Origin of the sequence: Nocardia sp. NBC_00416 (genome assembly GCF_036032445.1) — a bacterium.
Lineage (GTDB): Bacteria > Actinomycetota > Actinomycetes > Mycobacteriales > Mycobacteriaceae > Nocardia.
The window spans coordinates 299,536-311,235 of record NZ_CP107932.1 but is presented as its reverse complement, the minus strand read 5'-3'; the positions used below and the strand labels follow the sequence as shown (position 1 = coordinate 311,235).

The following is an 11,700-nucleotide window of genomic DNA, read 5'->3' as shown; positions in this document are numbered from 1 at the left end:
CGGTGAGCCGCTCCGGGAATCGATCGGCGAGGATGCCTCCATGACGATCACCGCACACGATGTGGATCACCTACGCCGCTGTGTCGAACTGGCCCGGGAGGCGCTGGCCGCGGGCGACCAGCCGTTCGGATCGCTGCTCGTCTCCGGCGACGGGACGGTGCTGTTCGAAGACCGCAACCGGGTGCGGGACGGCGACGCGACACGGCATCCGGAATTCGAGATCTCGCGCTGGGCGGCGAACCACCTCGACCCGGCCGGCCGCGCGGCGGCGACCGTCTACACCTCCGGCGAACACTGCCCGATGTGCGCCGCGAGCCACGGCTGGGTCGGGCTCGGCCGCATCGTGTTCGCGACCTCGGGTGGTCAGCTCGCCGGGTGGTTGCGCGAATGGGGCGCACCGGCCGCGCCCGTCGCCGTCCTGCCGATCACCCAGATCGTTCCGGGCGCCCGCACCGAGGGTCCGGTCCCCGAGTTCGAGCACGAGGTCCGCGCGCTCTACCGCGACTGTTTCGCCCCGGACACACCCGGATGATCGGGTTCACCGCGGTGCGCCGCTGCGCAACCACGCGATATGGCGTCCGGAGATATCCGCCGTGGTGAGCAGGTCGAAACCGGTCTCGCCCGCCAACCCGGCCGCGTGATCGATCCCGGCCTCCGCCCACGGAAACCAGTCACCGGCCTCAGTGCGGGTTTCCAGCCGGATCCGCTGGACGCTGATACCCGTGCCGGGGCAGGAGAATTCGACGATCGCCAAGCCGCCCGGCCGGAGCAGTCCGGAGACGCGACGCAGGATACGACGTGGATCCCCGCCGATGCCGATGTTCCCGTCGGCCAGCAACGCGTAGTGCCAGCGGCCGTCACCGGGTAGCGGACCGAAGATATCGCGCGCCACCGCGGGGGCGCCGCGGTGGCGGGTGACGGCGATCGCGGTGGGTGAGATATCCACCCCGAGCGCGACCACGCCCCGGCGGCACAATGTCTCCACGAGCCGGCCCGGTCCGCAGCCGAGGTCCACCGTCGGCCCGTCACAGCAACCGACCAGGGCGGAGTCCACATGCCGATCGACGGCGGTGGTGCGGTCGCCGCCCAGCCAGCGCCGGGTCGGGAGCGGGACGCGGTCGCCGGCGGCCGTGCGGATCCAGCAGTCCCGCCCGGTGAGAGCCGGATCGAACCGGCCGATCACCGCGCGACCCGGCCGGCGTCGAGCGCCCCGACCGCGGCGGCGAAGCGACCGGAACAGTCCGCGGCGAAGCGACCGGAACAGTCGGCCGCGACCCGTACCGCGTCGGCGAAGTGGTCGACGTCGGTGAAGGTGGGCAGCAGTTCCACCCGGTATCCGCTCGTCCGCAACGCGCCGCGGGTGTGTTCCCCGGTTCGCGGGGTGGACATGGGCACCTCGGCGAGCAAGCGGGCGGCCCGCGGATCGGACAGGCCCAGCCCCCACCAGCCTCCGTCGGTCGCCGGACCCAGCAGCGCGTCGGCGCCGGCGACCAGCGCGCGGGCGGCGTCGGCGAGTACCCGGGAACCCAGCTGCGGCGTGTCCATACCGATCTGCAGTACCGGCAGCCCCGGGCGCGCGGCGTCGGCATGCGCATTGGCCAGCCGCACCCCGAATCCCGTCCCACGCTGCGGAACCATCTCGAAATCGGCCAGTTCGCCGGATATCTCGGCGCCACGCTCGGCAGCGTCGAGGTCTCCGGTGAACGCCACCACCCGGTGGGCGACCGGGCAGTCCCGGACCGCGTCGAGGGTGTCGAGCAGCGCCGCGGCCGCCACCTGAGCGGCCTGCACCGGCGTCAGCGGCGGGGTCAGCCGGGTCTTGGCGTACCCGGCGACCGGCGCCTTGGCCACGATCAGGACGGTCACCGGCAGGAGCGCAGCATCGGCGCGGGACGCGTCCGGAGCGCTCATCGCAGGACCGCCAGGAAATCCCGGGTCGCCCGCAGCGATCCCCGCGCCGACCCGGACACCTTCGACACGCCCCCGGCCCGCGCCCGGTAACTGATATCGACCTCGCGCACGTCCCACTCCGCCGCGGCGGCCCGCACGAGCAGTTCGAGGGGGTACCCGAAACGATCGTGCAACCGCCCCAGCGATTCCAGCCGGTCCCGCCCCGCGACCCGCATGGCGCCGATATCGTGCACCGGCAGCCCGTAGCGGCGCCGCAGCCGGTGCGCGACGACACTGTTGCCGAGCCGGGTGTGCCACGGCCAGACGCCACCGGTCACCGGACGACGGCGGCCGACCGCCAGATCGGCGCCGTCCCGCACGGCCGCGACCAGACCGGGCAGTTCCCCCGGATCCATGGATCCGTCGCCGTCGAGCACCGCGACGAGTTCGGTGCGGGCCGCGGCGATCCCGGCCTGAACCGCGGCGCCGTATCCGGGACACGGCTCGGTGACCACCCGTGCGCCGGATGCGACGGCGACGGCCGCAGTGCCGTCGGTCGAACCGTTGTCGACCACGATCGACTGGTACCCGGCCGGAACGGCGGCGAGCACCGCCGGCAACGCTTCGGCTTCGTTCCGGCACGGGATCACCACGGTGACCCCGGCCGGTTCGCAGTGGTCTGTCGGCATGGATGCCAACCTAAGCCCGAATCGGCGCAAAACCTGTGACAAAACCATGACGTCGTGTCCCGATGCCCGGTGAATCCGCTGTCACCGGCGCGGACCGGCCTAGGGTGGCCTCTGTGCCGGATCTGATCGAAACCACCGCCCCGCGCAGCCGGGTCCGGGGCGAACTCTTCGGCGCGGCGACTGCCGCGATCCTGGTAGTGGTGGCGTTCGCCGTTCCGCAAATGGCGAGCGAACCCTGGCGGCGCAGTCTGTTCGCGGCCGCGGCGCCGATCTTCGGCCACTGGTCGCCGCATATCGGCTGGGGCACCGTCGCGGCCGTCGTGGTCGCGGCGGCGGTAGTGGTCCGCGGCCCGACACTCGCCGGGCGGCTGCCGTGGCGGCGACTGCTCGGCATCGGTTACCTCACCGCGGTCGGGTGGGCCTTCGCGCTCGCACTGGTGGACGGCTGGGAGCGCGGCTTCACCGAACGGCTCGCGGATGGGCACGAGTACCTCGCGGAAGTGCCCGGTATCACCGATATTCCCGCCATGCTGGACTTGTTCGCCGGCCGGATCCTCGACGGGCAGCCCGATTCCTGGACCACCCATGTCTCGGGTCATCCGCCCGGCGCGCTGCTGTTCTTCGTACTGCTCGACCGGATCGGTCTCGGCGGCCCCACCTGGGCGGGGATCGTCTGCGTCCTCGTGGGATGCAGTGCGCCGCTCGCGGTCGCGGTCGCGCTGCGCGCCCTCGGCCGCGAGGACCGCGCCCGGGCGGCGCTGCCGTTCCTCGTGCTCGCGCCTGCCGCGATCTGGATCGCCGTCTCCGCCGACGCCTTCTTCGCCGGGGTCACGGCGTGGGCGGTGGCGCTGCTCGCCATCGCCGCGAGCGCCGAATCCGGCCGCGTCGCCGGGAATCGGAGTGTCCGAAACGTGGATCCCCCGCTGATCCCCGGACCGCATCCGGCCGGGGCGTCCGGGGGCGGTACCGCGCCCGGGGCGCACGAGCGGCCGGGACCCGGCGCGTCTCCGGCTCGGAGCGCCGTACCGGCGGCACTCGCCGCCGGTGTCCTGTTCGGGTTCGGGATCTACCTCAACTACGGCCTGATTCTGATGGGACTGCTCGCGGTGGCGGTGCTGCTGGGAGCGCGGACCGCGCGTCCGCTGCTCCCCGCGCTACTGGGTGCGCTGCTCGTGGTCGCCGGGTTCACCGCCGCGGGATTCTGGTGGATCGACGGCTATCACCTCGTGGTCGAGCGGTATTACCAGGGAATCGCCACGGGCCGCCCGTACGGGTACTGGTGGTGGGGCAATCTCGCGGCGACGGTCTGCGCGGTCGGTCTGGCGACGGCCGCGGCGCTGTCCCGGGCACTCGCGCCCATCCGGCTGCGTACGCTCGACCCGGGTTCGCTGCTGGTCCTGGCCGCGGTCTGCGCGATCACCGCCGCCGACCTCAGCGGGCTGAGCAAGGCGGAGACCGAACGCATCTGGTTACCGTTCGATATGTGGCTGCTCGCGGCCACGGCGTACCTGCCCCGTGCGCGTGCCCGCCCCTGGCTCGCGGTTCAGGCCGCCGGAGCCCTGGTCCTGGTCCATCTGCTGATGACGAATTGGTGAGGCATCCATGTGCATACTCGTGGCCGACGACGACCCGGTGGTCCGGGAAGTGGTGCGCCGGTATCTGGAACGCGACGGCCGCACGGTGCTCGAGACCGGCGACGGTCGCGCCGCGCACGCCGCGCTGACCCGCGTCGGCGAGCCGGACCAGGTGGAGCTGGCGGTACTGGACGTCATGATGCCGGAGCCGAACGGTATCGAACTCTGCCGTGCGATCCGGGCCGGCGACCGGCCCCATATCCCGATAATCCTGCTCACCGCCCTGGGCGACGAGGACGACCGGATACTCGGCCTGGAAGCGGGCGCCGACGACTATGTCACCAAACCGTTCAGCCCGCGTGAGCTCGCGCTACGGGTCGCCTCGGTGCTGCGGCGCGCACGCGGCGTCCCGGTCGGCGACCAGGAGCCGCTGTGCGCCGGTCCCGTCACGGTGCACCCGTCCGCGCAGGTGGTGCTCGTCGGTGATATGCCGATGTCGCTGACTCCGCGCGAATTCGACCTGCTGGTCTTCCTGCTCCGCAATCCCGGCCGGGTGTTCAGCCGGGAGAGCCTGCTGGAGCAGGTGTGGGGCTGGGACTTCGGGGATCTGTCGACGGTGACCGTCCACATCAAACGACTCCGCGCCAAACTCGGCGCACACCACCGGATCGACACCGTCTGGGGTCGCGGTTATGCCTGGGGCCGTACCGAGATCACCGCGGAGCGCCTCGATGCCCGATGACCTGCCGGAGATCATCGGCTACACGCTCGCCTGCTCGCTGCCGGTCGTGATCGCCGGGGCGCTCGCCCTGCGCGCGCTGCGCGACCGTTCACTCACGGCGAGTACGGCGGTGCTCGTGGTGATCCCGACCCTGGCCACGCTCGCCGGGATCACCGGAGTGAGCGGTTTGATGTTCACCGCGGAGTTCCGGCGCACCTCCATCGTGCTGCTGCTGGTTGCCGCCGTCACCGTGCCCGCGGCGATCCTGCTGGGCCGGGAACAGGCTCGGAAAACGGTCTGGGAGAAGCAGATCCGTGAACAGGAGCGGGCCGCCGAGCAGTCCCGCCGGGAGCTGGTCGCCTGGGTGAGCCACGACCTGCGGACCCCGCTGGCCGGGATCCGCGCGATGACCGAGGCGCTCAGCGACGGTGTGGTGGCCGACCCGTCCGATATCGCACGCTACGCCGAGCAGATCGGGCGGGAGACCCACCGGCTGTCCCGGATGGTCGACGACCTGTTCGAGATGTCGAAGATCTCGGCGGGCGCCCTGCGGCTCGATCTCGAACCGCTGGATCTGCGCGAACTCATCGACGAGATCTACGCCGCGCACCGCGCCACCGCCGACCGCGCCGGGGTCGGGTTCACCGCCCGCCAGCCCACCGCCCCGCTGCCCGTGTCCGCCGACGACCATGCACTGGGCCGGGTGCTGGCCAATCTGGTGTCCAATGCCATCGCGCATACTCCGCCCGGCGGTGAGGTGGTGATCACGGCCGGACAGTCCGACGGACAGGTCTGGACCCGGGTGGACGACTCCGGGCCCGGTATCGCCGCCACCGACCTCCCGCGGATCTTCGAGGTCGCCTACCGCGGCACCGCGGCCCGCTCCCCGGTGGCGGACAACGGGGTTCCCACCGGCAGCGGTATGGGCCTGGCCATCGCCGCCGGCCTGGTACAGGCACACCGGGGCGCGATCACCGCGGCGAACCGGGATATCGGCTGTCGCTTCGAGATCCGCCTACCGGCCGAATCGGGGTAGCGCGCCCGGCCCCGCGTTCATCCGATGGTCGCTCCCGCGGCCGTCGGACGCAGCGGCGCGGAGGCGAATTCGACCAGACCGCGGGCCGGGGACACCTGGGCGGTGAATCCGAGCAGTTCCCGGGCCCGCGTCGGATCGGCGACGATATGCCGGACATCGCCCGGCCGCACCGCGCCGGTGACCACGGGTTCGGGCCCGCCGTGCGCCGCCGCGAGGGTGCGGGCGACTTCGCCGATGGTGGTCGGCTGCCCCGAGCAGATGTTCAGCGCGACGAATCCCGGTAACGTGGTCTCGATCGCGGCCACATTCGCCGCGGCGATATCGCTGACGTGCACGAAATCCCGGGCTTGACGGCCGTCTTCGAAGACTTGCGGGGCCCGCCCGGCCGCCAGCGCGGAGCGGAATATCGCGGCGACGCCGGAATACGGTGTGTCCCTGGGCATTCCGGGGCCGTAAACATTGTGGTATCGGAGCGCGGTGACCGCCCCGCCGGTGGCCGCGGCCCAGGCGGTCGCGTAGTTCTCCTGCGCCACTTTGCTCGCCGCGTACAGACTGCGCGGCCGCGACGCCGTCTCCTCCGGCACCGGAGCCCATTCGAGATCCACCCCGCGGTGCCGGTGTTCGAAGAGACCGGCCGCGAGATCCGCGCGCCCGCGGGCCGCCACCTCGATCACGCCCGCGGGCCCCCGGTAGAGCCCCTCGCCGTACACCACCATCGACGAGGCGAGGACGAGCCGGGCGCATCCGGCCCGCTCCATGGCGGCCAGCAGCACCGCGGTGCCGTAGTCGTTGTGCCCGGCATAGGCCGGCGCGTCCTGCGCGTTCACTCCGGCGCCCACCACGGCGGCCTGATGACACACCACCTCGACACCGGACAGCAGACGGTCGAGCCCGGCGGCCTCGCGGACGTCCACCCGTTCCACCCCGACCGGCGGTTCCGCGCCGGGACCGTGCGCCGCGGGCAACATGAGGTCGACCGCGATCACGTCGTGTCCGGCCGCCCGCAGCGCGGCGTGGATATGAGATCCGATGAATCCGGCCGCGCCGGTCAGCAGTACTCGCACGCCCCCGATCCTGCCCGCTCGCCGGCGTGGACCGGGTCAACCACGTCGGCGACGTCATGGATTCGTCATACTCGCGCCCCGCGAACGGGAGTTCGATCACGGAAAGGGGCATCCGGACTTGACCTCGAGTTCCCTTCAGGTTTCAGACTGGTGCGTGTTCAACGGATATCGAACCCGAGGAGGCTCTCGTGCAGGCAGTACAGGCAAAAGAATTCGGCGGTCCCGAAGTGCTGGAGGTCCACGATGTCGCGGCCCCGGAACCCGGCGCGGGTGAAGTCCTGATCCGGGTCGCCGCGGCGGACGTGATGTTCCTCGACACCCGGCTGCGTTCGGGCTGGGGCACCGACTTCTTCGCCGTACAACCGCCGTACGTGCCCGGCGGCGCGGTCGGCGGGACCGTCAGCGCGGTCGGCCCGGGAGTCGACCCCGCCTGGCTGGGCGTCCTGGTGACCGCGCGAACCGTCGCCAGCGGCGTCGGGGGCGGGCTGCCCATCGGCGGATACGCCGAACTGGCTCTCGCCGGTGCCGACCACCTCAACAAGGTGCCCGCCGGAGTGGACATCGAACAGGCCACCGCCCTGGTCCACGACGGTCACACCGCCTCGGCCGCCTTCGAACGCGCCGGGGTCCGGCCCGGGGATCAGGTGCTGATCACCGCCGCCGCCGGCGGTCTCGGCACCCTGCTCACCCAGTTGGCCACCCAGGCGGGCGCCCGGGTGATCGCGGCCGCCCGGGGCGAGGCGAAACTGGCCCTGGCGAAACGACTCGGCGCGGCGGTCGCGATCGACTACTCGGAGCCCGGTTGGGCCGATCGGGTCGTGGCCGCGACGGACGGTCACGGACCTCGTATCGTGCTCGACGGCGCCGGCGGCGCGCTCGGCGACGCCGCGCTGGAGATCACCGCGGCGGGCGGCCTCTTCATCGGATACGGCGCGGCCGCAGGCGAATTCGCCGGAGCCGCGACGGACGGGGCCCGGGCTCGCGGAGTCGAGGTACTGGGACTCTACGACCTGAACACCGGAAACGACGACCGGCCCCGCTACGCCGCCCAAGTGCTGGAACACCTCGCGGCCGGTCGGCTCGAAGTCGTTGTAGGGCAGACGTTCCCACTCGCCCAGGCCGATCGGGCCCATGCCGCGATCGGCGACCGCACGGCGTTGGGACGCACCGTGCTGCGCATCGGCTAGCGAACCCGCCGCCGGCCAGCGACCTCGCTCAGTCGACAAGGAACTCGTCGAACGGCGGGCGAGGGCGATGATCTCGACCGGTTCCGGCCAGAACCGCAGCGGGATCCACGCCCCCGCCCGACGCTACCCGCCGGAGCGCGGCCACGGTGGTCGCGAACTGCCGGCCGTCACCGCGCCGCCCGGTGGACACCCGTTTCACCTGATCACCCCGCTGAATCGCGAAGGGTTCCGGCTACGACGCCCCGCACCCAGGAGAGGAACGCACCGACACCGTCGGCGGGCAGCGCGAGAGCCTGCGCGCGCGGCCGGTCGACACTGCGCAGCGCCGCCTCGACGAGCCCGCGGAACTCCGCCTCGGCCGCCGCGATCAGCCGCCCGGCCTCGGATTTCGCCGTCCAGCGGCCCGTCCGGCAGAACACTACGGTCCGGCAACCGTTGAGCACCCTGTTGTCCGCGAGGTGACCGGCGCCGGACGCGTGCTCGCGGACCGAATCCGAGACGGCGCCGAGCAGATCCGGCAGCGCCGGCGGCGCCAGCACCTCCCGTACCGGACGTCCGAACAGCGATACCCCACTCTGATGGCCGATCGCACGATCGATCGCGTACCAGAATCCCGGCGACCCGGCCGATTCGAAGTCGGCGACCGGGGGCAGCAGGGGTCCGGTGTTCAGATTCAGTAGGTACCCCGCCGCCGGCGACGGCGACCCCGCGAAATCCGCGTCGTAGACAACGAGTTCCAGTCCGGTAGCGGGACAACGCAACCCCGGGTGGCGCACCGCGGCGGCCAGCTCGTGCCGCGCCGCCGTCGGGGCCGCGGCGTCGACGACCACCGTGATGTCGATGTCACTGCGTCCGTGCCGGTAGTCGCCGAGTGCCAGGGACCCCACCGCGAACACACCGACGAGATCGCTCCCGTACACGGCCCGGGTCCGTCGTACCAGTTCGCGCAGGTACGGCCGGACTTCGCGGGGCAGTACCGGCGCGGGCGTCCGATCGGGACCCATCATCGATCTCCGGTGGCACGGACGCCCGCCGCGCACAGGTCATGCGGACTGCCCGCCTCGGTCATATCCGCCAGGCTACGGAATCGTGCGAGCCCTGCTCGCGCACGGCGCGGAGCCGGGCTGACGTCCGCTCCGCCTCCTCCCCGATCGGCACGGCCCGGCGGACCGGACCGTCTCGATCGGGGAGGACGACGGATACTCCGGATTCCGTGGTCGCCACCAGGAATCCGGAGTCCTGCCGGGTGTGGGTCTCGAGTGTCGGCACATGGGCCGGTTACCTCCCTTTCTCGTTTCCGCGGTTCAAGCGATGATCAGGAGCGCACGCGGCCGAGGAACGCTGTCACGTTCTCGCGCACCTGACGGATCCGGTCATCGGGGTCGAAATCGTCGCGGTAGGCCCGCCCCAGCGCCGGCGTCTTCTTCCGCCGGACGTACAGCGAGCAGCACAGATCGGCACACATGTAGGTACCGGTCGTATTGCCGCGCCGTCCCGACTCACCGGCCTTGCGGGCCGTCATCAGCACGACTCCCCCGCTGGTGTGGGTGGTCGAGCAGATCGTGCACATCTGGGACCGGCGCGGACCGCCGGTTTCGTGACGGAGGGCGATTCCGGCGTAACCGTCGCCTTCCGGCAGTACGAGGTAGGCGCGGCCGGGTAGCCCCGGGTCGGACCAGCCGAGGAAGTCGAGGTCGTCCCAGGGACGGTCGGCCAGGTCGGCGGGTACCGACAGGCGTTTGGCGTCTCCTTTCGAGCAGTTGACGAACGCGGCTCTGATCTCACGTTCGGTCACGGGTTCCATGGGTTCTCCTTCGATTGCCGAGATGGACAAACCGCGACACCCTATCGACCGCGCCGGAGCCCCGGCAATCACATTTCCCGGGCCGGACAGCGCCGGGCGCGTATCCGTGCCCGTTCCGTGTGCTGTGCCGCGGTGCGTACCACGGACCGCCCGGCGATCTCTTGGCCGAAAGTGCCGATCCGCACCCCCGTCACCGCCCTACAGTGAAGTGGACCACACGAGACAGGAGTGCGTATGAGCGCGGAACGCCGGGTGTCGGTGCTCGTCATCGGCGCCGGATTCGGCGGAATCGGGGTGGCGATCGAACTCCGCCGGCACGGCTTCGACGATATCTCCATCCTGGAGAAAGCCGCCGACCTGGGCGGAGTCTGGCGGGAGAACACCTACCCCGGGGCCGCCTGCGATGTGCCCTCCCCGCTGTACTCCTACTCGTTCGAGCAGAAACCCGACTGGCCGCAGCGATACTCCGGCCAGGCCGCCATCCACGACTATCTGCGCGGCGTCGCCGAGCGGCACGGCCTGCTCGACCGGATCGAATTCGGCGCCGAAGTCAGCGAGGCCGTCTTCGACGAGCAGGCCGGGCGCTGGACCGTCCACACCGCCGACGGGGCGACCCGGACCGCCGATGTGCTGATCTCCGCAGTCGGGCAGCTGTCGCGCCCGCAGTGGCCGAGCATTCCGGGCATCGACAGTTTCACCGGCGAGGCGTTTCATTCGGCGCTGTGGGATCACGGAGTCGATCTCACCGGCAAACGGGTGGCCTGCATCGGCACCGGCGCGAGCGCCATCCAATACGTGCCACAGATTCAGCCGGAAGTCGCGCAGCTGACCCTGTTCCAGCGCACCGCCGCCTGGGTGCTCCCGAAATTCGATACCGAGTATTCGCCGATCCAGCACAAGCTGTTCGCCAAGATCCCGGGCGCGCTGCTGGTGGAACGTTTCGGCTGGTGGCTCACCGCGGAGATCTCCTCGCTGGGGCTGGTGGAGCTGCCGGTCATCAGCCGGCTGGTGGCGCGAATGGCGACCCGGAACCTGACCGAGAACGTCGCGGACCCGGCGCTGCGGGCCGAGCTGACCCCCGACTATCCGATCGCCTGTAAGCGCGTCCTGTTCTCCAGTGACTACTTTCCCGCGCTCACCCAGCCCAATGTCGAGGTCACGACCGAGGCCATCACCGAGATCACCCCCGAAGGCGTGCGCACCGCCGACGGAACGCTGCACCCCGCCGAGGTGATCATCTACGGGACCGGGTTCAAGGGCACCGAATTCCTCTGGCCCATGCGGATCCGCGGCCGCGGCGGCCGGGAACTGTCCGAGGCGTGGTCCGCGGGTGCGCATGCGTATTACGGCATCACGGTCCCGGAATTCCCGAATCTGTTCATGGTGTACGGACCGAACACCAACCTCGGCGTCGGGTCGATCATCTACATGATCGAATCGCAATCGCGCTACATCCGGCAGGGGGTGCAGCTGCTCGCCGACAATCCCGGCCGGGTACTCGAGGTCCGGCCCGAGGTCGAGCACACGTTCAACGAGGAGCTGCAGAAACGGCTCGAACGGACCCCGTGGAACTTCTGTTCGAGCTGGTACCGCAACGCGACCGGCAAGATCACCAACAATTGGCCGGGCACGGTCACCCGATACCGGCGCCGGGTCCGCAGGCTGGACCCGCGGGACTACACCCTGACACCGGCCGCGTAATCGCCACCGCGGCGCGATCATCCTCACATGTGCT

General features: G+C 71.1%; 13 protein-coding genes. 6 read left to right on the top strand and 7 right to left on the bottom strand.

The window, feature by feature from the left end; all coding sequences use genetic code 11:
• Nucleotides 1-40: 40 nt before the first annotated feature.
• The gene (locus OG804_RS01525) at nt 41-532 is read left to right on the top strand and encodes a nucleoside deaminase (RefSeq protein WP_328393069.1); all 492 of its coding nucleotides are present in this window, start codon (nt 41-43) and stop codon (nt 530-532) included.
• Between the two features lie 6 nt (nt 533-538).
• On the opposite strand, the gene OG804_RS01520 is transcribed toward OG804_RS01525, so the two are convergent.
• Genes OG804_RS01520 through OG804_RS01510 form a run of 3 tightly spaced genes read right to left on the bottom strand, consistent with a single transcriptional unit; the run spans nt 539 to nt 2,579 of the window.
• Nucleotides 539-1,183: a class I SAM-dependent methyltransferase gene (locus OG804_RS01520; RefSeq protein ID WP_328393067.1), complete on the bottom strand. Its 645-nt coding sequence runs from the start codon at nt 1,181-1,183 to the stop codon at nt 539-541.
• Nucleotides 1,180-1,911, bottom strand: coding sequence for a TIGR04282 family arsenosugar biosynthesis glycosyltransferase (locus OG804_RS01515; protein WP_328393065.1), 732 nt, complete (start codon nt 1,909-1,911; stop codon nt 1,180-1,182). The genes OG804_RS01520 and OG804_RS01515 overlap by 4 nt, the downstream gene beginning before the upstream one ends.
• Nucleotides 1,908-2,579, bottom strand: coding sequence for a glycosyltransferase family 2 protein (locus tag OG804_RS01510; RefSeq protein WP_328393063.1), 672 nt, complete (start codon nt 2,577-2,579; stop codon nt 1,908-1,910). Before OG804_RS01510 ends, OG804_RS01515 begins: the two co-directional genes overlap by 4 nt.
• Nucleotides 2,580-2,641: 62 nt before the next feature.
• Between OG804_RS01510 and OG804_RS01505 the strand changes: the two genes are divergently transcribed.
• Genes OG804_RS01505 through OG804_RS01495 form a run of 3 tightly spaced genes read left to right on the top strand, consistent with a single transcriptional unit; the run spans nt 2,642 to nt 5,910 of the window.
• Nucleotides 2,642-4,174 (top strand): hypothetical protein, encoded by a 1,533-nt coding sequence (locus OG804_RS01505; protein WP_442941717.1) that lies wholly within the window; start codon nt 2,642-2,644, stop codon nt 4,172-4,174.
• Between the two features lie 7 nt (nt 4,175-4,181).
• Nucleotides 4,182-4,895, top strand: coding sequence for a response regulator transcription factor (locus tag OG804_RS01500; RefSeq protein ID WP_328393061.1), 714 nt, complete (start codon nt 4,182-4,184; stop codon nt 4,893-4,895).
• Nucleotides 4,885-5,910: a sensor histidine kinase gene (locus OG804_RS01495; protein ID WP_328393059.1), complete on the top strand. Its 1,026-nt coding sequence runs from the start codon at nt 4,885-4,887 to the stop codon at nt 5,908-5,910. Before OG804_RS01500 ends, OG804_RS01495 begins: the two co-directional genes overlap by 11 nt.
• Nucleotides 5,911-5,927: 17 nt before the next feature.
• On the opposite strand, the gene OG804_RS01490 is transcribed toward OG804_RS01495, so the two are convergent.
• Nucleotides 5,928-6,983 carry an NAD-dependent epimerase/dehydratase family protein gene (locus OG804_RS01490; protein ID WP_328398191.1) on the bottom strand — a complete coding sequence of 352 codons (1,056 nt, stop codon included), beginning with the start codon at nt 6,981-6,983 and terminating at the stop codon, nt 5,928-5,930.
• Between the two features lie 179 nt (nt 6,984-7,162).
• Here OG804_RS01490 and OG804_RS01485 point away from each other — a divergent pair, with 179 nt between their 5' ends.
• A complete protein-coding gene (locus tag OG804_RS01485) occupies nt 7,163-8,161 on the top strand; it encodes a zinc-binding dehydrogenase (protein WP_328393057.1) in 999 nt (332 codons plus the stop codon).
• A 203-nt stretch (nt 8,162-8,364) separates the two neighbouring features.
• Here the strand turns inward: OG804_RS01485 and OG804_RS01480 are convergent, their stop codons facing one another.
• Genes OG804_RS01480 through OG804_RS01470 form a run of 3 tightly spaced genes read right to left on the bottom strand, consistent with a single transcriptional unit; the run spans nt 8,365 to nt 9,965 of the window.
• Complete coding sequence (locus tag OG804_RS01480) at nt 8,365-9,168, bottom strand: nucleotidyltransferase domain-containing protein (RefSeq protein ID WP_328393055.1); 804 nt, start codon at nt 9,166-9,168, stop codon at nt 8,365-8,367.
• Between the two features lie 58 nt (nt 9,169-9,226).
• Complete coding sequence (locus OG804_RS01475) at nt 9,227-9,430, bottom strand: hypothetical protein (protein WP_328393053.1); 204 nt, start codon at nt 9,428-9,430, stop codon at nt 9,227-9,229.
• Between the two features lie 46 nt (nt 9,431-9,476).
• The gene (locus OG804_RS01470; protein ID WP_328393051.1) at nt 9,477-9,965 is read right to left on the bottom strand and encodes an FBP domain-containing protein; all 489 of its coding nucleotides are present in this window, start codon (nt 9,963-9,965) and stop codon (nt 9,477-9,479) included.
• Nucleotides 9,966-10,199: 234 nt separating this feature from the next.
• Here OG804_RS01470 and OG804_RS01465 point away from each other — a divergent pair, with 234 nt between their 5' ends.
• The gene (locus tag OG804_RS01465; RefSeq protein WP_328393049.1) at nt 10,200-11,666 is read left to right on the top strand and encodes a flavin-containing monooxygenase; all 1,467 of its coding nucleotides are present in this window, start codon (nt 10,200-10,202) and stop codon (nt 11,664-11,666) included.
• Nucleotides 11,667-11,700 lie beyond the last annotated feature (34 nt).